General features: G+C 60.7%; 13 protein-coding genes and 3 pseudogenes. 8 read left to right on the top strand and 8 right to left on the bottom strand.

Annotation, left to right across the window (positions count from 1 at the left end; all coding sequences use genetic code 11):
• Window positions 1-62 precede the first annotated feature (62 nt).
• Together ACTIFK_RS08530 and ACTIFK_RS08525 are read right to left on the bottom strand one after the other, a co-directional pair.
• Window positions 63-1,415, bottom strand: coding sequence for a DNA-packaging protein (locus tag ACTIFK_RS08530; protein ID WP_439542632.1), 1,353 nt, complete (start codon window positions 1,413-1,415; stop codon window positions 63-65).
• Window positions 1,321-1,890 (bottom strand): hypothetical protein, encoded by a 570-nt coding sequence (locus tag ACTIFK_RS08525; protein ID WP_439542631.1) that lies wholly within the window; start codon window positions 1,888-1,890, stop codon window positions 1,321-1,323. The genes ACTIFK_RS08530 and ACTIFK_RS08525 overlap by 95 nt, the downstream gene beginning before the upstream one ends.
• A gap of 487 nt (window positions 1,891-2,377) precedes the next feature.
• Here ACTIFK_RS08525 and ACTIFK_RS08520 point away from each other — a divergent pair, with 487 nt between their 5' ends.
• The 3 genes from ACTIFK_RS08520 to ACTIFK_RS08510 all read left to right on the top strand — a co-directional run bounded on the left by ACTIFK_RS08520 (window position 2,378) and on the right by ACTIFK_RS08510 (window position 6,085).
• Window positions 2,378-4,669, top strand: coding sequence for a transglycosylase domain-containing protein (locus ACTIFK_RS08520; RefSeq protein ID WP_439542630.1), 2,292 nt, complete (start codon window positions 2,378-2,380; stop codon window positions 4,667-4,669).
• A gap of 3 nt (window positions 4,670-4,672) precedes the next feature.
• On the top strand, window positions 4,673-5,338 hold the full coding sequence (locus ACTIFK_RS08515; protein WP_439542629.1) for a DUF1214 domain-containing protein: 666 nt from the start codon (window positions 4,673-4,675) through the stop codon (window positions 5,336-5,338).
• A gap of 165 nt (window positions 5,339-5,503) precedes the next feature.
• Window positions 5,504-6,085: a hypothetical protein gene (locus ACTIFK_RS08510; protein ID WP_439542628.1), complete on the top strand. Its 582-nt coding sequence runs from the start codon at window positions 5,504-5,506 to the stop codon at window positions 6,083-6,085.
• Here the strand turns inward: ACTIFK_RS08510 and ACTIFK_RS08505 are convergent, their stop codons facing one another.
• The 3 genes from ACTIFK_RS08505 to ACTIFK_RS08495 all read right to left on the bottom strand — a co-directional run bounded on the left by ACTIFK_RS08505 (window position 6,086) and on the right by ACTIFK_RS08495 (window position 7,649).
• The gene (locus ACTIFK_RS08505; protein WP_439542627.1) at window positions 6,086-6,271 is read right to left on the bottom strand and encodes a hypothetical protein; all 186 of its coding nucleotides are present in this window, start codon (window positions 6,269-6,271) and stop codon (window positions 6,086-6,088) included. It lies immediately after the preceding gene.
• 219 nt (window positions 6,272-6,490) lie between these two features.
• Entirely contained in the window at window positions 6,491-6,838 is a 348-nt protein-coding gene (locus ACTIFK_RS08500; protein WP_439542626.1) for a DUF1491 family protein, read from the bottom strand.
• 112 nt (window positions 6,839-6,950) lie between these two features.
• Window positions 6,951-7,649: a peptidoglycan-binding domain-containing protein gene (locus tag ACTIFK_RS08495; RefSeq protein WP_439542625.1), complete on the bottom strand. Its 699-nt coding sequence runs from the start codon at window positions 7,647-7,649 to the stop codon at window positions 6,951-6,953.
• A 334-nt stretch (window positions 7,650-7,983) separates the two neighbouring features.
• Here ACTIFK_RS08495 and ACTIFK_RS08490 point away from each other — a divergent pair.
• The 3 genes and pseudogenes from ACTIFK_RS08490 (at window position 7,984) to ACTIFK_RS08480 (ending at window position 10,003) form a co-directional block, all read left to right on the top strand.
• Window positions 7,984-8,231: pseudogene (locus ACTIFK_RS08490) on the top strand (type II toxin-antitoxin system RelE/ParE family toxin).
• An 11-nt stretch (window positions 8,232-8,242) separates the two neighbouring features.
• Complete coding sequence (locus tag ACTIFK_RS08485; RefSeq protein ID WP_439542624.1) at window positions 8,243-8,542, top strand: HigA family addiction module antitoxin; 300 nt, start codon at window positions 8,243-8,245, stop codon at window positions 8,540-8,542.
• A 332-nt stretch (window positions 8,543-8,874) separates the two neighbouring features.
• Window positions 8,875-10,003, top strand: a pseudogene (locus ACTIFK_RS08480) (IS3 family transposase).
• Window positions 10,004-10,207: 204 nt separating this feature from the next.
• Here ACTIFK_RS08480 and ACTIFK_RS08475 read toward each other — a convergent pair.
• Complete coding sequence (locus ACTIFK_RS08475) at window positions 10,208-10,504, bottom strand: DUF6881 domain-containing protein (protein WP_439542623.1); 297 nt, start codon at window positions 10,502-10,504, stop codon at window positions 10,208-10,210.
• The gene (locus ACTIFK_RS08470) at window positions 10,504-13,809 is read right to left on the bottom strand and encodes an HYD1 signature containing ADP-ribosyltransferase family protein (RefSeq protein ID WP_439542622.1); all 3,306 of its coding nucleotides are present in this window, start codon (window positions 13,807-13,809) and stop codon (window positions 10,504-10,506) included. The genes ACTIFK_RS08475 and ACTIFK_RS08470 overlap by 1 nt, the downstream gene beginning before the upstream one ends.
• 249 nt (window positions 13,810-14,058) lie before the next feature.
• Here ACTIFK_RS08470 and ACTIFK_RS08465 point away from each other — a divergent pair, with 249 nt between their 5' ends.
• The gene (locus ACTIFK_RS08465; protein ID WP_439542767.1) at window positions 14,059-14,229 is read left to right on the top strand and encodes a hypothetical protein; all 171 of its coding nucleotides are present in this window, start codon (window positions 14,059-14,061) and stop codon (window positions 14,227-14,229) included.
• 980 nt (window positions 14,230-15,209) lie between these two features.
• Here the strand turns inward: ACTIFK_RS08465 and ACTIFK_RS08460 are convergent.
• Window positions 15,210-17,522 (bottom strand): annotated as a pseudogene (locus ACTIFK_RS08460) (SpvB/TcaC N-terminal domain-containing protein); the annotation flags it as partial.
• Between the two features lie 504 nt (window positions 17,523-18,026).
• Between ACTIFK_RS08460 and ACTIFK_RS08455 the strand changes: the two are divergent.
• The gene (locus ACTIFK_RS08455) at window positions 18,027-18,317 is read left to right on the top strand and encodes a transposase (RefSeq protein WP_439542621.1); all 291 of its coding nucleotides are present in this window, start codon (window positions 18,027-18,029) and stop codon (window positions 18,315-18,317) included.
• The last annotated feature ends 2 nt before the right edge of the window (window positions 18,318-18,319 follow it).

Below are 18,319 nucleotides of genomic sequence, written 5' to 3'. Positions count from 1 at the left end.
GCTAGGTCAAGCGATCTGTCCGGCTCTCACTGCCTCACTGCCGACTGCCTTACTGCCTCTTGTCAGAGTTGCCGGATGGAGGGCGAGGCACCGCGGTCGAGCATCAGATCGGTAATGGCCCAGACCAGCGCGTCGACGCGATCGGGGCTGCGGCCGCGTGAGAGTCCGTCGGCGCCGAAGGCGAGCATCTGTTCCTCCAGCGTCGTATGCAGGCCGACATGCGCGATCCGGCCTTCGGCATAGAGTGCGGCGACCGGCTCGGCGCGCAGCCACTTGCCGCGCGTGGCGCGCACGGTGCGCACCGCGACCGTCTCGTCGATCTGGCGAAGGATGGCGATGACGAGATCGCCGCCCTGGTTGACCTCGGCCACGACGCGATCGGCCATGAACTCCTGATAGGCGCGCACGGCGGCGCGCGCCCAGACATGCGGCTCGCGGCCCTGCAGCGACCGGTCGGCCGCAACGTAGGCGCGCCCATCGGCGCCGAGCCCCGCAACAACAATCCCGCACGCATCCGAGTTGGCGGTCGCGGTCACGGGCGGATCGACAGCGACGACGATGCTCGTCAGCTCCGGGCATTCCTTGACGCGATGACGTTCGATCCAATCACGCCGCCACAGGCTGCCGGATTGCTCGTCGACGATCTCGCCGAGCAATTCCTGGCGTCCAAGCGCCGTGCCGGCATAGCGCCGCTCCATCTCGGCAATAAAGGCCGGCGCGAGGTGGGCCGCGTTGGCTGTGGTGGCCGCCCGCGTGATGACAGTCGCCGGGTCGTCCATGATCGCCTTCAGCATCGGCAGCGGGCGCGGCGTGGTCGTCACCGCGATCGACGGCGACGTGCCGAGGCGCATGCCGAACTGAAGCATGTCCCAGGTTTCCTCCGGGCGCCGCCATTTGGCGAGTTCATCGCACCACGCGGCATCGAACTGAGGGCCACGCAAACTGTCCGGGTCCTCGGCGGAAAACATCTGCGCGATGGCGCCGTTCGGCCAGACGAGCTGCGCCTTCGAAATCTCGAGCTCGGGGCGCTCGCCGTCAGCATGAATGGCGAGAAGGCCCGAGACGCCGTCGATCATCACGCGCCGCACGTCGCCCAGCGTTTCGCCGATCAGCGCAATACGCCGCGCAGGCTCACGTCCGAGCGGGGCGATGCCGAGCGCCTTGGCGCGCACCCATTCGGCGCCTGCCCGCGTCTTGCCCGCGCCGCGTCCGCCGAGGATCAGCCAGACGCGCCAGTCACCGCCCTCCGCAGTCGCGCGCGGCGGGAGCTGGTCGTCGCGCGCCCAGACCTGCCAGTCGGCGAGAATGAAAGTGAGCGTCTCAAGATCCAGCCCCGCCAGCACCTCGGGCAGCCGGCCCGACGCCGCCGAGGCGTTCAAGACGTTCCGCAATCTCGCGGCGCATGCGCTCCGCATCGGCTCCGGCCGCGCTTCTGGCGCGGCTTGCTCCCCGGTCTGATTCCAATTCAGCGACGGCCTCCGTGACCTTCTCGAAGTTGTTGATGAGGGTCGCGAGGGCGCGGCTTTCGCGCTCCTCGTCCTGGGCCGAACGGTCCTCACCGCTCGCCATGCGTTTCTCCATATGCTCGAGCTTCACTGTGATGGCGCGATAGAGCCGTGCGATGACGGCTCTCTGCGCCGTGCGGTTCGGAAGCCGCCCGCTCTGTTTTGCGGTGGCGGGCTTTGCGGCGCCGGCGGGCCCACGGCGCGGCGAACGTGCGCGGCCCTCACCTGCAGGATGTGCAGGCGGCCGCGTCCAACCTTCCTTCTTGGCTTTGATCCCGATGCGTTGCGGCGTCAGGCCGAACCGGGCGGCGATGTCCTTCAGCGGCACCGACCCGTCGACATACGCGAGGCGCACCTCGGCCCACGTTTCGTCGCCGACCTGCATGCCGCCGCCACACCGCTAAGTCTCGGTTTATTTCAAGAGAAAACGCCGAAGCGCAAGATCGAGGGGCCATACTGGCAAGTGCTCAGCGCGCTTTCGTCACCGGCACAATTCCGACCATACGAAAATACTACAGAACGACCGCAACGCTGTCAAACGTATTTTAGGTTGTTCTTCACGTTTTCTCCGCATTCGTGATTATAAGCTGCATATTACTTACGTCACTCAACAGATCAGAATAGATCATGGTTTTGCAGCGGGGATATCTTTCCTGGCTCCTTCCCAAAAACCCGTGCGAATCCAAGCATCCGGTTCGCCGGCGAGCGACGCTCCGCCTTCCGGTGGACGCATAAATAACCATAATGCCCTGGCGAAGATTTGAGTCCGCCGCTGTGCCAAGGCCTGCGGCGCTCATGGTGTTTGGTCCGGCGTGTTTGGTCCGGTGTGATGGATCGCCGAGACGTCGGATGCGCGAGATGGGGCGGCAGGTTTGAGCGACTGGTTCTTCAAACGCGGACGGCGCGACGGCATCGACTGGATGGCGCTCGACTCGCGCCTCGATTCCTCGGTCTCCGAGTTCTGGTCGCGCGCCAAGGATATCTGGGACGCGGGCTCCAGCTTCTTCGCGCGTTTCAAGCTCACCGGCGGAAAGCGCCTCGTGACCGAAGCGGCGTCGGAAGGCTTCACGCTCGCGGTCGGCGGCTTTTTCGTTCTCTACGCGCTCGCGCTGCCGGCTTTCCTCGATTTCGACGAGGGGCGCTTCCTGACGGGCCAGTACAGCGTGAAGTTTCTCGATGCGGGCGGCAACGAGATCGGCCAGCGCGGCATCCTGCATAACGACGCGGTGCCGCTCGAGGAGATTCCCGACTCTGTCATCAAGGCCACGCTCGCGACGGAAGACCGCCGCTTCTTCGAACATTTCGGTATCGACGTGCTCGGCACGGCGCGCGCGCTCGTAGAGAACCTGCGCGCCAACGACGTGGTGCAGGGCGGCTCGTCGCTTTCCCAGCAGCTCGCCAAGAACCTCTTCCTCTCGTCCGAGCGCTCGCTCGACCGCAAGATCAAGGAGGCGTTCCTCGCGCTCCTGCTCGAAACCCGCTTCACCAAGCGGGAGATCCTGAAGCTTTATCTGGACCGCGCCTATCTCGGCGGCGGCGCGTTCGGCGTCGAGGCGGCCTCTCAATTCTACTTCGGCAAATCGGTGCGCGAAGTGAACCTCGCCGAGGCGGCGCTGATGGCCGGCCTCTACAAAGCGCCCACGAAGTATGCGCCGCACATCAATCTGCCGGCCTCGCGCGCGCGCACCAACGAGGTGCTGCAGAACCTGATCGAAGCCGGCTTCTACACGACGGCGCAGGTCCACGAAGCACGCCTGCATCCCGCGCAGATCGTCGAGACGCGCGCGACCACCAGCCCGGACTGGTTCCTCGATTGGGCTTTCGAGGAAGTGCAGCGGCTCACGGAAGGCAAGAACCAGTACGTTCTGACCGCGCGCACCACCGTTGACCTTGCGATGCAGAAGCAGGCCGACGAAGCGCTCGTCACATTCCTCAAGCAGCGCGGCCGCAGCCTCCGCATCAACTCCGGCGCTCTCGTCGCCATGGAACCGGACGGAGCGGTACGCGCGCTTGTCGGCGGGCCGGACTACGGTGAAAGCCAGTTCAACCGCGCCACGCATGCGCGCCGCCAGCCGGGCTCGTCGTTCAAGATTTACGTCTATGCCGCCGCGCTCGAGAACGGCTACAAGCCGGACACGGTCGTGCGCGACGCCTCGCGCTCGTGCGGCCGGTGGCACCCCCAGAACTATGGCGGCAGTCATGGCGGCGGCGGACGCATGCCGCTCTGGATGGCGCTCGCCAAATCGCTCAACACCGTTGCCGCCGAACTCTCGTTCGCCGTCGGACGCGAGAAGGTGATCGAACTCACGCAACGGCTCGGGATCACCGGCATCCGCAAGTCCTGCTCGATGGCACTCGGCGACTACGGCATCACGCCGCTCGAACATACGGGCGGCTTGGCGACGTTCGTCAACGGCGGCAAGAGTGCGCGTCCGTTCGGGATCCTCGACGTCGTCAACTCGCGCGGCGAAATGGTCTACAGCCGCGAGCGGGACGAGCCCGAGCCTGCGCAGATCGTGCCGTTGAACGTGGCTGAGGGCATGAACCAGATGATGCGGCGCGTGGTTACCGACGGCACCGCACAGCAAGCCTCACTCGACTTCACCAACGTCATCGGCAAAACCGGAACGAGCTCCGGTCCGAAGGACGTCTGGTTCGTCGGCGCGACCGGCAAATACGTCGGGTCGGTCTGGCTCGGCAACGATGACAACCGGCCGATGGCCGGCGGCAATACGGGCGGCCACCTCGCCGCGCCGCTCTGGCATTCGTTCATGTCCGTCGCGCATCGCGATATGAACATCCCCAACATCCCCGGCCTCGAACCGCATCCGGTGCAAGCCGCCGAGGCGCAGCGGATCGCCGAATTCAAGCGGGCGAACCCAACCGCGGCCGCCGATGCGGACGGCTCGAAGACCGTTTCGCCGACGATGACCGCCCAAGCGCGGGATGCGTTGAAGCGGATCACCACCGCTTTGCGCAAAGCCGCCGGCGTCGCCGAGCCCACCACCACCCCGCAGCCGACGCCGATCGATGGCCGGCCGGCGGCCCCCGGCGTGACTCCGCGCGGCAACCGCGCCGAACGCGCGCCGCCGCTCGGCTCCTCTTCGGCTCTCGCCTCTCAATCCGGCGCGCCGTTTCCGCCCTCACCCGCCGGCATCCCCTGATCCATGACAACCTCCACCTTGCGCTCCCGCATCACGCTCAACGCCCTCTCCTTCGCGCTGCACCGGCTGCGCAAGCGCGTCGCGATGATGGTCGCCTATACGACGGATTGGGCCCTCTTCATCGGGGTCGTGCTGATCCTCGGTCTCGGCTCGAGCTGGTACATGGTCGAGCGCGGCTCTTCGCTCACGACCGTCACCGTGGGGCCCTGGGTGTCCTGGGTGTCGGCGGGACGGCCGGACGCCGATCCCTACACGCGCGCCAACGCCGCGCGTCTCGGCATCATGCCGCTCAGCACCGCCGTGTCGCAGACCTACGTCGCGCGCGTGGACGATGAAGGGCGCGCGCTGCATTCCTCCTGCCACTATGAAGTCGAAGGCCAGGAAGCCGCCGGCTTCTGGTGGAGCCTCGCCGTGTTCGACGCGCAGGGCCAATTGATCCCGAACACGCTCGACCGTTTCGCTTTCACCAGCGATACGGTCGCCGTCAATTCCGACGGCAGCTACGTCGTGAAGCTTTCACGCGACGCCAATCCGGGCAACTGGCTTCCCGTCGGCGGCGCGGGCAAGCTCGTGCTGGTCCTTACGGTCATCGACCTCGACACGCGCACCATTTCGCAGGATGACGACATGGACCAACTTGCTCCGGCCATCGTGCGGAAGGCGTGCTAGTGTGATGATCGAGAAATTCGCCCCATCATGCAGCCAGGTTCCGAGCGAATTTCTCGATCTGAATCACACTAGCGAGTCCATGATTTCTACTGTCCTTTTAGATTCCGAAGTTCGCTCCCGCGTTCGCTGTCAGCACCGGCGAACTTCGGAATCAGGACACTAGCGATGCTGAAGCGCCTCTGGACCCGGATCACGTCGATCAATGTGCCGCTGGCCGCCGCCGCGGTGTTCGCGAGCGGCATCCTGCACATCCTGGCGACGCTCGCGACGCCGATGCTGACGCCGACCTCGGCTTACGGGCGGATGGCGGGTGAGTTGCCCCAAAACTCCATGCAGCTTCTGCCCGACATCATGCCGGACTCGCAGCCGTTGCCATTCATGTCGTCCGATGCGCGCTATGCGATGTGCCGTTTCGACAGCACGGACGGCGCCGTCAGCATCACTGCCGTGCTTCCCGAACCAGGTTGGGTGCTCGCTCTCTATTCGCCGTCGGGAGCCAACTTCTTCACGTCGGTGGCGGGACCGGGCCGCAGGCCCGAGGTCGCGCTGCAGATCGTGCCGGGGCAGGACGCGTGGCGCGCCGGAGTTCAGCCCGATGCGAGCGTCGACGGCTCAGCACTCACACTGCATGCCAATGAGGGGCTCGCCGTGATCCGCGCGCCGGATCGCGGAGAGGCCTACAGCACACGCGCCATCGCTCAGCTCAAGCGCGCGAAATGTCAGTATCGACGGACCGCTTCGCGGTAATCAGTCTTCGAAATCGAGGTGATCGCGCTGACGCGACCGGCGGCGTGTTCTGCCGCGCGACGTCTCCTCGATCGATCGCTCGTAACGCACTCCCGGAAACAGCACGATTTCCGCAGACCCCTGCGGGGCCGCACTCGTCGGCCGAGCGTGCAGCCCGACCCGTTTGAATTCCACGACACTCGCCATCGCTTGCGGCTCCCTCAAGCCTGCCTTCCGTTCGCGGTTCACGCCCGGCGAACGACGGGAACATGCACGCCTTGCAGTGCCATCACTTCGCTGCTGCTTTGGTTAATGAAAGGTTAATTGTCCGCGGTCTGCGCGCTCAGGCGCGGCGCAGCGTGTCCGGCAGAACACGCTTCTGGCGCGCGTAGGCTTTGGAGGCGTGCGCAGGTTTGGTGCGGGCTGCTACTCTTCAGACAGCCAGCCTTCGAGGCCATGCGACCCATCGCGTCCCTCGACCTCGATGATCCAAAGATCCGGGTCGGTGCGGTGCTCGCGCTCGAGATAGGTGTCGACTTCGACGTCAGCGCGGCGCTCGCCTTTCAGGAATGGCACCCAGCGCCGGTCGGTCTCGGTGCCGGAGAGCCCCGTCGGCGCAGGCCCGAAGAGCGTTGACGTGCCGTCGAGACGATTGATGCGAATGTAGATCGCGCCCGCGTCGTCATCGCCATGACGCACGATATAGGCCGGCTGGCCGCTGGCCGACATCCGGCGCACGTAAGCCTTGACCCAGATTTCGGACTTGAGCCGCATTCTACCCATTCATGTTCAGCTGACAGTGGGGGTCGCCGACAGCGCGTCGCCGGACGACGCTGTATAGGCTTTTAGAGCGGCGCGCGTCCTAAATGCTGCGCGGGGCGCTTGTTTAGTGCTGCGCAGTACGCTCTGCAGCGCGCAGGGCATCCCCGGCAAGGCTCGCCAGTTTGGCCAGCAGTTCGCCCGAGATCCGCCCCGTGTCTTTCAATTTCCGGTCCAGCTCGAACTTCCGGATCGCACGTCTCGTCGCGTCGTTCAAGCGTCCGTCGGGAAGCGTGGTCAGGTACCCGAGCTGGCGGAAGGCACTTTGCACGGCACGGATCACCTGCTCGGCCTCGGGGCCGGGAGCCTGCTTGTCGCCACCGCCGGACGCGCCCGCATCGGCCGAGCCGAGCACGAGGTGCTGCAACAGAGCCGGGCGCGGCTCGCCCGTCAGCGGCAATCCCGCGTCGGCCTCATAGGCCATGATCGCGCCGCGCGTCACAAGGCCTGCCACGCCGTCGACGGCGCCGGCCTCGTAACCTTTTTCCTTGAGTTCACGCTGGATGGCGCGCGTCAGATCGGTCTTGTCGGCCGCCTCGGGCAGCGGCTTGACCGCGCCGGTCTCGATCGGCGGCACGATGGCGGAGCGCGTGAGCGCCGGATCGGCCGCGGCGACGCCTGGTCCGGATTGCTGCTGGGTGCGGGCACGGCTCTGCTCGAGACCCGCCATGCGGCCCGGCGGCTGCAGCACGAACAGGTTCGTCAGCATCGCCCCGGTGAGGACTGCGAAAAGCAGGAACGAGAACCTCACTGTCAGCGGTGTCATGTGCTGGTCCGGCCTGCTCTTCGTCTTACCCCCGGGAAGGCACGAGTATCGTGGCGCGGCTGTTAAGATCGCGTTAATAGTTGCGCAAAATGCGGGGTGCGTCGTCCCGGTCAAGCTATTGTTTTTACTTCGATTAATTGACGACCTACGGAGGTGACGGCTTTTCCGCGCCCGAATTGTACCCCGCTTTTGTACCCCGAATTGTACCCTTCCAGTATTCCGCCGCCTCCGTCAGCCACCTCCGAAACGTATCTCCGCGTGATACATTCTTGTTGACGCCACCCCTTTGTATCGCGTAACGATACAAAAAAAGGGGGCGCACGAAACGGCCCGCATCGTCGCAAGCGGCAAGTCCCCAGGGAAAGGCTTCCCGCCCGATCTCGTCAAGGCTGCGGTTCGCAAGTTGACCCAGCTCGACAACGCGACATCACTAGACGATCTCAGGTCGCCTCCGGGCAACCGCGTGGAGGCCCTTTACCGGGATCGGGCCAACATTCGATCCGGATCAACGATCAATGGCGCGTCTGTTTCATCTGGACCGCCGCCGGTCCGGAACAAGTTGAAATCGCCGACTACCACTGAGGAGAAAAGACATGGCACTTCCCGTCCTGCCGCCGGTCCATCCCGGCGAAATACTCCGCGAGGAATATCTTGTCCCGCTCAAGATGAGCCCTGGCGCACTAGCCAAGCGGCTCAATGTTCCGCGCACGCGGATCGAGCGCCTAGTTGCCGAGAAGACGCCAGTCACGCCGGACACGGCGCTCCGACTGGCGAAATTCTTCGAAACGTCCCCCGCGTTCTGGATGAACATGCAGACATCATACGATCTCAAGATTGAGGCGAAGGCGAAGAAGCAGGAGATTGCCCGGATCAAGGCGCGGGAGGCGGCCTAACCATGACCGTCCATGACGAGGACTACGTTCGCGAGATCATTGCGGCGGCGCAGAAAGCCGGAGGGAATTCCAGCGATTGACGCGCGAGGATGTTCGCGCCGGATACGGCCAAGAAGTGGAGGAGGCGAACCGCGCAGTGCTCGCCGCGTGGCGAGACGATTACAATCGCGTGCGACCGCATTAGGCGCTCGCCGGAGGAGTTCTGCAACCACCTAGTCCTTGGCGCAGCGACCGGCTACGGGCAAAACATTATGACCTGCTCCCGAAAAACGGCCCAGTTTGATTTAGAGAATTCCGTGATCTGAGGCTTGGCCGAGGAGCAGGAGTTTTCAATGAAGGCATCGAAGTTCACCGAGAGCCAGATCGCGTTCGTCCTGAAGCAGGGCGAGGAAGGCACGGCGCTTGCCGAGATCTGCCGGAAGGCCGGGATCAGCCAGGCGACGTACTTCAACTGGAAGAAGAAGTTCGGCGGTCTATTGCCGAGCGAGGTGAAGCGGCTTCGCCAGCTCGAGGAAGAGAACAATCGGCTGAAACGGATCGTCGCTGACTTGTCCTTGGACAAGGAGATGCTTCAGGACGTCATCCGCCGAAAGCTCTAAGGCCTGTTCGCCGCCGCCTGCTCATTGATCATCTTCGGGGCACCTGGCGCGTGAGCATCCGCCGCGCGTGCGGAGTTCTTGAATCCGATCCGAAGATGTACCGGTACAAGAGCCGTCGGGGCGATCAGGCCGCGTTGAAGAAGCGGATCAAGGGCATTGCGGAGACGCGGGTTCGCTATGGCCACCGGCGCATACACGTTCTGTTGCGACGAGAAGGTTGACTCATCAATGAGAAGCGCGTGCACCGCCTGTATCGCTAAATGGGCCTGCAACTACGCAACAAATCGCCGAAGCGGCGCGTGAAGGCCAAGCTTCGGGACGACCGGCAGGCAGCGACGGGAAGCAATGAGGTGTGGGCGATGGACTTCGTACACGACCAGACCGCGATGGGGAGCAAGATCCGCATCTTGACCATCGTGGACACGTTCACGCGGTTCTCGCCGGCGGTCGAACCAAGGTTCAGGTTCCGGGGCAGCGACGTGGTTGAGACGCTGGAGCGTGTCGGCAAATGATACGTTTGCCGAAGGTCATCCGCGTCGATCGGGGCAGTGAGTTCGTGTCTCGCGATCTGGATCTCTGGGCCTACCAGCGGGGCGTGACACTTGACTTGTCGCGGCCCGGCAAGCCAACGGACTACGCGTTCATCGAGTCGTTCAATGGGAAGTTCAGATCCGAGTGCCTCAACGCACACTGGTTCATGTGCCTTGCCGATGCACAGGAGAAGTGCGAGGCTTGGCGTAGAGACTACAATGAGGTTCGCCCTCACAGCGCGATCGGCAACAAAGCGCCGGCAACGCTCGTCGCACGGTCAGCGGCGCACGCACGCAGACCGGAACATGCCGGAAAATCTAGTTCTGGCTGAGCCCACGTTGGGGAGCGGTTCAACTAACCCAGGACTCTCCCTCTGAGTGGAGGATAGAAGGGGCTCAGGTCACTATCATTGATGCAAAGACTGGCGACGGGCGGGAAGTATCTCAACCGCTCTCGGCAACATAGTTTCATCCGCGATAAAGTTAATCAACCAGTAGATCGCTTGCCGGAGGTCGGCGAAGTATTCGGCGCGCAATCAGCGGAAGGATGAGCTAGATCCTTGAATAGCCGCACGCCAAATTCGCTCGAATTCATCCCTCGTCGTGCACGCCGCCTGAAATTGCGAGTCCTCATTTATTTCATCGATTTCCGGAAGGGGTTCAATGCTAAGTTGTGTGGATCCGACTGATGATTCAGCATCCGCATAGCCCAGCACATCATTGCGAAACACATCTACTTTTCGCGTTTCCCAGCGAGCGTCGTTAAGTTCGCTCCAAAGTTCAATGGGATCTTCAGCGCTATTGTGAATCCACTTGACCCTAATATACCGCATCAGTTTGCCCCATACCCGACTAGCCTGTCGCCCACGAAGAGAGGCATTACGTTAGGCAAAACATACACGTGCGGCCGACCAAGAACAACGGGGAGCCCATCAACATTTATGGCGACGTAGTGAGTGAATCTACGGCCTTGAAATGGGTTATCGATAAATAATCGAGATAGTTGGGCCGGTGTTTTCGTTCCCGGCGGGATATCCGTGAGGTATTGCCCGTCACCGTATCTAACATCATTTGGGTTATTAGCTTTGAGTGAGGGGTTTAAATAGCCAGTTTCTACAATTAGGCGCATTGAGCGCTCCGTAGTGTAATGGAATAATGTCAGCGGCTTCTGAAGTTCATCATCTGGACTTCCGAACAAGCCCAACCCCAATGCAACCGCAAACGCGTCAACGGCGAGCTGGCCCAGGGGCGGCGCGCATGGGATACAATAAGCCAATCGATTTGATAGATTTGCCCCACCGGCCAGACTACCAGGAGTGCTTCCTGCGAAGCTTGCCCCAGAATAGGCGAACGGAGCGCTCCAGCTAGAGCCCGGGCTCCCCAAGACATTTCCGGCACCAGGGCCGCCCGCACCTGGGACGCCGTAGAAGCCAACTGAACCATTGTTGCGACCGCGGCGAGGATTCGACGTTGCGTTCGGAGCTGCCGACGCAGTTACCTCAAGCGCGGGCAGCTCAATAGTACAATTCTGGTTTGGTAGGCAGTTGTTGAACCACCCAGTTGGATCTATCCCGTTGAGGGGTGTATTGCGGACGTAGCTGTACCGGTTCCATGACTGGCTGTCCGTGGAGTTGGCGACGAAGATGTCCGCGCTTGTAAAGCGGCCGACATATGGATCATAGATGCGCCCATTCATGTGAACGAGCGCAACGTCGGCAAGCATCTCATGACCGGTATAACCGCGCGTTACCTGGCTCGTTAGGCTGCCTGCAGGATCGTCGCTACCGTCGATAAGCCGTCGCTTGCCCCAGCTGTCGTAAGCGATCCTCTCGGCCACTGCTCCGTTCTCGTCGGTGATGGCAGTGATTGAGCCCAAATGGTCAGCATGGAAGTATCGCGTAAGCGTTGGCTCGTCAGTGCGCTCAATTACGACTCCTATCAATTCGCCGCCCGCACGCAGATAGTTGCTCCACTGGACCGTTCCACCAGTGCCGAGGAAGCGCTCCGCCCGCACACCGCTGCCGCCCATATCGGAGAGATAGAGCGTTGTGCCACCTGGTCCCGTCTGCTCATAGCGCTGATAGTCAGGATCATGCTTGAAATTGAGCGTCGTCGTACCGCGAGTGATGCTTTCAGCCGCGTTGTATGAAGTAAACGAGATCGTGCGACCAGCCCCTGATGTTTGGTTGCCGTTCGCATCGTAGGTGAAGGTTGTATTGAGGTTGCTACCGCTGATGCTCGTCACTGCGTGAGAACGCGGAGAGCCGGGCGTCGGATAGTAATAGGTTCCGACATCGGACTTGGACAAGAGATTGCCAGTGACACTATAGAGGAATGTCTTCACTAACGGCGACGGACTGAGGTTCACCGTCGATTGCACCAGGCGGTTGAGCGCATCGTAGGTGAAGCTCTCGGCCATTGCGCTGTTGGCGTCGCTACGTGTGAGTAGCTGGCCGAGCATATCGTAGGAATAATTGAAATTCTGCACTGATCCGGAAGTGCCTGTCTCGATCTTGGTCAGGCGCTCCGTATAGGGGTCAAAACTTCGCCATGTGGCAATGCCGTTGCCCGCCGTCTGTTCCTTTAGCTGCCCCGATGCATCCCAGGCATTCGCCGTCCAATAAACCTGACCAGAGGCGCTGTTTGAGAGCTGCGTCTGATAACCGTAGATGTTATAGGCATAGGCAATTGCAAGGCCGGACGGATAACCTACTGCGTTGACACGGCTGGCGCCGTCGTAGCCGGTAGTGAACGTGTGCGCGACACCATCAATCGTTACCAAAGCCTGGCTGGGCCGGCCGAGCGCATCATAGCTATGAGCACGTTGGTAGCCACTGTTTGTACTGGCGGTGGCGAGTTTTCCGACGCCTTTTGACGCGGTGTCGTAAGTCCATGTCGAAACTAAATCCGGTGAAACATGTTGCGTCAGGCGGCCAAGCAGATCGAAGGTGTAGCTCGTCACCTGCCCCTTGGCGTCGGTCTGAGTTTTCAGTTGACCAAGAGCATCGTATGTAAACGTCCAGAGGCCCATGTCAGGATCGGTGTCGGCGATTTTGCGCCCGCGCTGATCGTAGCTGAATCTCGATGAATTGCCGGCCTGGTCCCTTACTTGCGTGACGTTCCCGAACGGATCGTACGCGTAGGTCGTCGTCTGATTCCCAGCATCCTTAACCGAAACCGATTGGCCTAGGCTGTTCCGCACTAGAGTTTGCGTCTGCCCTAGAGCGTTCGTTACAGAGGAGGTGAGCCCCTGGTAAACGCGAGTAGTCGTACCGCTGTCGGGTGCGGTCTGCACAAGCGGACGATCCAACACATCATAAGTCGATGTTGTCCACCGCGGTGTTCCGCCGGACACAAAGTACGGCTGGCTCACCTTGGCCACACGCCCGAGTGCGTCGTACTGGGTAGCTTGACGCGTGAGACTACCGTCGAAACCCTGGGTATCCGACGCGATCACGCGTTCCAACTGATCAAAATACGTCGTCGCGACCGGGCCGATCTGCGTACTCCCGTTCGCAGCAAGTAGCGTGGTTCGCACCAAGTAGGCCGCGCCTGTCGGGCAGCTCGCAGTACCGTCTCCCGTCCCGTTGCAGTATTGATAGATCCAAGTCGTACGGGTGCCGTCGAAGCGCACCTCAAGCACTTTGCGGCCAAACCCGTCGTAGCTCCAAGTTGTCGTTAAGCCGTTGGGGCCGGTGTGGCTCAATGGCAAGCCGGTCCGCGCATCATACTGCCAGCTCTCGCTATGTCCCAGTGCGTTAGCCGCGCCCGTCGCAAACTGACCGCGTGTATCGTAGCTTGTCGTGGAGCTGCGAGGGGTGATCCCCGCTCCGCTTATCGTTGTCACTACTCGATTGCCGAACGCGTCGTAGACATAATCTGTCTGCTGACGCAGCGAGGTCTGGTCCGGCTCGACGACTTCCCGCGTCAGCAACCCCGAATCCGCGTCATAATAAAATAATGCCTTGCGTATTGCTGTCGTCTGCGCGGCACTCGGGCATGACAGTCCGAATGGAATAACAAGAGCAAAAACGATCCAGAATCCCCACCGATGCTTCGCCATGTCGCCCCCGACATATTTTTGTAAAACTACGCCGCGGATTCGCGTCGTCGCGCCTTGTTGAAACTCTATTGACACACGTATTTCTTATATCTGGTGCCCGTAAATATAGACCCACATGTCGTGTCGCGGGAATTCGTCTGGCACATTGCTCCTATCGTGCATGGGGTTGTGAGAGTTGTGCAAAGTGAGAGAGAGTAGGTGGTACACTTGTTTTCCTGTTCAACCCACGTGCCTTGTGTCGTACATGTGGCAGCCGACTTATTGAGCGTGCCATTGCTGCAAGCGATGGTGACGCTGCCCGTGGCGGGAGCGGTGGAGTCGGTGATGGACCGCGTTGATCCGTGCCCGAGCAACGTGCCCGAGCTTTGCGAGCAGCTAGCGCTTGCAACGCTCCAATTGACGTTCTGGTTTGCCGTACACGAAGAGCATGCTGTCGAGCACGATTGGACGCCGTATGCGCCCGACAAGCTTCCGTTGGTGCAAGTGCGGACCTGAGACGTGCAGGTCCCCCCGCAACCTCCGGACGACTGATAAGCCGTAGCTGTTCCTCCGTGCGCAATACTCCCACCCCATGGCAGCGCGCAAGCTTGGGAAGCAGTGCAACTATTGTGAACATAGCTCCCACTCAAAACTCCGTTAGAACAGGTGCGGGTCTGCTGAATTGCCGAGCACAATTGACCCACAGGAGCGGCACTTGCAGAGTAGGCAGTTGCGCTTTGACCACTATTAATGGTCCCGCCCCAGGGTAGGCTGCAAGCCTGTGCGGTGCATGTTCGTTGAGCATAGCTTCCGCTCAGGACGCCGTTGGTACAAGTTCGAGTCTCATCTATGGCCGTGCATGGCTGACCCGAAGGTGGCGTGGCTGCGGAATACGCGGTCACGCTCACGCCGCTGCCGAGCGTTTCGCCCCACGGAAGGCTGCAGGCCTGTTCCGCGCAGCTTTGGTGCGTGTTGCTGCCACTTAGCGTTCCGCTCGTGCACGTTCGCGTCTGTGCGATGGTCGAGCACGATTGGCCTAAAGGCGGTGCGCTGGCGGAGTACGCCGTGACACCTTGACCGCTACTCAGCGTTCCTCCCCACGGAAGGCTGCATGGGGGTTGAGGAGGTAGTTCATCGGGACTCGTACTCTCTACGCTGACGCTTGTAATCCGGCCCAACAGCCATTCGGTTGTATTATTGAGGTAGGTGTTGGTAATTTTTTTGCCGTGACCATCCGAAGCCGAAGTGATGATCTGTGTAGCATTTCCCAGGCTGTCGTAGTCATAGCTAGTAGTGACGGTCGGCAGCAACGAACCGTCCAGGTCGGATCCACTCTCTACCTGTTGTTGAAGGAGAGCGAACCGTCGCGTTCCACCGAGATTTCTCTCAATAAAGGAATTCACCGATGAACGTAAAGTTACAGTACCGCGTTTTCGCACGTGCGAGGCCGTCATTCCCCCAAACGGGAAGTTCTGGAGGTAGGTGGTGGTTTCAACCGTGCCCCTTTTGATATCCGTCCCTATTAGCTTGTGGAAGCCTAGGAAGCCGCGACCGTGACCATCGATCTTAGCGCCCTCGTAACTGAAAGTACGACCGCTTACCCCCCCGATCCCGTCTGCCTCATCAATCCTGGAAACAACTCGCAATGGAAATTGCACGTCGACCATAGGATCTGATGCAGTATTCTCCTTTAGATAGACGGCCGGATTGGTTAGCGCCGCATAAGTGAAGGTCTTCGCTACCTCGAGCCCGTTCGTGACCGTCTTTAGCAAATCGTGGAAGGATGGACTGCTTAGCCACAAAACACGTGTGCCCTTCGACCTGGCGTCGTCGGCAGACCGGCTGTCCCACAGGATATCCGTTCTTCCGTCCCCGTTGAAATCCCCCAGCACCGGCGCGTATCCGGAAAGAGTCCCGTTCTGCCCGGCAAAATTTTGCACGACGTTAAAAGTGCCGTCGCCCTTGCTGTACCAAACTATTCGGTCACCTAAAGATCGACCACTTGGATCAGCCTTGTCCCAAAGGACATCATGAAGACCATCGAAGTTGAAATCACCGACGTAAGGCAGATATCCAACCACGCTTCCGTCTGTTGCGCCGGGATTGGAGATCGCACTGTACGTTCGATCTCCTTTACTCATCCACGCGACCCTAATGCCGGCCGATCTTAGATCGCTTAAAGACGCGGGGCTATAAAAGAGAAGATCCGAGTTTCCGTCGCCATTTGTGTCTAGGGCAAACCTTTGGAAAGTGGGGGCGTTAGCTATCGGCGCACCGAGCTCATAGACGCCTCCTGGGGTCGCGTAGTAAAACATCGGGGCGTTTGCTATGAGAGGACTTAGTGAAGTTACAAAGTCCGTAAAGCCGTTCCCGTCAAAATCCCCCTTGAGGATTAGAAAACTAGCTGGGCCGGATGTAGTCGTTGTGGTGGTTGTTCCGTCGGGCTGCAGACTCCAAACTGGACCGTCGGACCAGACGAGATCTGCCCGGTGATCTCCATTAAAGTTGATGCCGCCGTACGGTGTCCCGCCGTAGGGGGAGGCATTCGACGGCACAACAGAAGTTCCCACGCTAATTGTCCGCGTTCCTGAGGCCGTACTTATCCACTTGCTGGTCGGTCCTGCGAGGGCTACGGGAACTCCAAACGGGGCCACTCCGAATTTGTACCACCAGATATCCGCACGCCCATCGCCATTGTAATCGGCAATGATAGGGATATGGTCAACTAGGGTCCCGTTTGCGCCATCCATGTTGCTAGTAGCAGAGAAGTTTCCGTTGCCGGTATTCTTCCACAATACCCGCGTGCCGGAAGACTTGGTGTCGGTCGCTGATGACACTGAATCCCACATGATGTCGGAAAGCCCGTCGCCGTCAAAGTCAGCAACATAGGGAATAGTATTCGTCTGTTGGCCGTTCAGACCGGAGACATTGCTTACAACGGAATAAGCATCGGTGCCTTGCTGCCAAGTGAAGGTTGTCGCCGGCAGGCAGGCGCCCGTGCCATTGCACAACTCGACGCTTGCAAGCTGACTGCGCCCGGTGGAGGTGCTCACCTGATAGGCAAGGCGATAGTCCGATACGAGTGCGCTACCGGCATATGTCTGCACACTAGCGAGCCGCACTGTCCTTTTTTGGAGTGAGCCGGCACGGTACGTCGGTGTCTTATCCGGTCGGGTCGTATCGTAAGCGAACCGCACCGAATTGTATGGCGCGACGCCCGATGCAGAATTTGCGGAGTAGTCAATGCGGGTTGGATAAGCTTGCCCATTGGCAAGGTCATTGACGTAGGAGACGATGTAGGCGTTTCCCTTGGTGTCCGAGACTTTGTTTACGGCCCAGAGGCCCGCAGACGTCTTTCCCTGTGCGAGAATGCGCGAGTCTGGTGTATTGCCGAACTCCATTCTGTGTCCGGATTTCGTGCGAACCTCGAACCAGGCTGGGCCGGTACCTGCTGCGCTGCGCGAGATTACGCGCGTCAGGCTCTCGACTTCGGTGCGATACTCGGTGCCGTCTGCACCGTATGCTCCGCTGATGGCAACCAGGCGCTCCCCGTCGAGACAGAACCGATCATTGGCATCATACTTGACACTTCCTCGCGTGCCGTCTTGAGCTATTGTTTGGGCACAGCGCCCAATTGACGGCAGCCCAACGAGCGACCATCCGACTCCCAGCAAGCCATTACCGTCATGGCTGTCGTATTCGAGGCTCAGCTTCGGAGCTATGCCAGCTGTGCCTGGCGGCACGTTGATCGCAACCGAATAAGTCGCAGCTCCATTCGCGCTGACATCCAGCGCTCCGGTGAGCGCCATACCTTGAGCTACGATCGGGGAGGCCGATCCCAATACCAAGCCAAATGAGATCAGTGGACTTATGGCGTGAAGAAGTGACAAGCAAAACCGCTGCGCAATCTGCAAACCAAACCCCCATTAGTCATAAAGTAGCACGGCAAAACGTTGCCAATTAGCACTGCCGAGTCAAGTTAGAAATTCTGTACTCGCACAGTTGGCGAGGCCGATGCTGCGTTGATGCAACGTAGTTGCGCTTGCGCCGACGATTTCGGTGGCGGCTAAGTGGGTCGACGAGGGAGCGAGCTATGGTTGAGCGGGAAATAATCCCAGACATTTCTGGTACCCACACCAGCTCCCGGGGACAACGATTTTCGAGAACCACACCCTACCCGTTGGGGGCGGCCGTTGGTTCGTTCTTGGCTGGGGTCTGTGAGTTTGACGCACCGTGCGTTGGCGCGGATCGGACAGAGGTGACGCAGCCGCCGGAGTCGAATGGCGACTGCGTCGGCGAGGATAACCCCGTGCGTGTTCGACGCCTTCGTCGCGGCGCTCGGCTTCGACGACGTCATCCCTAAGGAGACCGCACGTCCGAGCTACCATCCCGCAACGATCCTCAAGATCTACATCTACGGCTATCTCAACCAAGTTCAGTCATCGCGCGGTCTTGAGCGCGAGTGCCGGCGGAACCTGGAGACTGATTTGGCTCACGGGGCGCCTGGCGCACGACTTCAAGACCATGCCGACTTCCCGCCGCGACAACGGCTTGGCCATCCGCAAGGTGTGCCAGTAGTTCGTCGCGCTTTGCCGCGACCTTGATC

This window comes from Hyphomicrobium sp. (assembly GCF_051860585.1).
In the GTDB taxonomy this organism is placed as follows: Bacteria; Pseudomonadota; Alphaproteobacteria; order Rhizobiales; family Hyphomicrobiaceae; genus Hyphomicrobium_C.
The sequence above is the reverse complement of the archived record's forward strand: the minus strand, read 5'-3'. Positions and strand labels throughout refer to the sequence as shown.

Coding starts and splice junctions, on each gene's coding strand:
- ACTIFK_RS08505 (WP_439542627.1), bottom strand. CDS start 6,271: ATGGCGAGTGTCGTGGAATTCAAACGGGTCGGGCTGCACGCTCGGCCG.
- ACTIFK_RS08475 (WP_439542623.1), bottom strand. CDS start 10,504: ATGCGGTATATTAGGGTCAAGTGGATTCACAATAGCGCTGAAGATCCC.
- ACTIFK_RS08500 (WP_439542626.1), bottom strand. CDS start 6,838: ATGCGGCTCAAGTCCGAAATCTGGGTCAAGGCTTACGTGCGCCGGATG.
- ACTIFK_RS08485 (WP_439542624.1), top strand. CDS start 8,243: ATGGCACTTCCCGTCCTGCCGCCGGTCCATCCCGGCGAAATACTCCGC.
- ACTIFK_RS08465 (WP_439542767.1), top strand. CDS start 14,059: ATGGACCGCGTTGATCCGTGCCCGAGCAACGTGCCCGAGCTTTGCGAG.
- ACTIFK_RS08515 (WP_439542629.1), top strand. CDS start 4,673: ATGACAACCTCCACCTTGCGCTCCCGCATCACGCTCAACGCCCTCTCC.
- ACTIFK_RS08495 (WP_439542625.1), bottom strand. CDS start 7,649: ATGACACCGCTGACAGTGAGGTTCTCGTTCCTGCTTTTCGCAGTCCTC.
- ACTIFK_RS08525 (WP_439542631.1), bottom strand. CDS start 1,890: ATGCAGGTCGGCGACGAAACGTGGGCCGAGGTGCGCCTCGCGTATGTC.
- ACTIFK_RS08530 (WP_439542632.1), bottom strand. CDS start 1,415: ATGCGGAGCGCATGCGCCGCGAGATTGCGGAACGTCTTGAACGCCTCG.
- ACTIFK_RS08510 (WP_439542628.1), top strand. CDS start 5,504: ATGCTGAAGCGCCTCTGGACCCGGATCACGTCGATCAATGTGCCGCTG.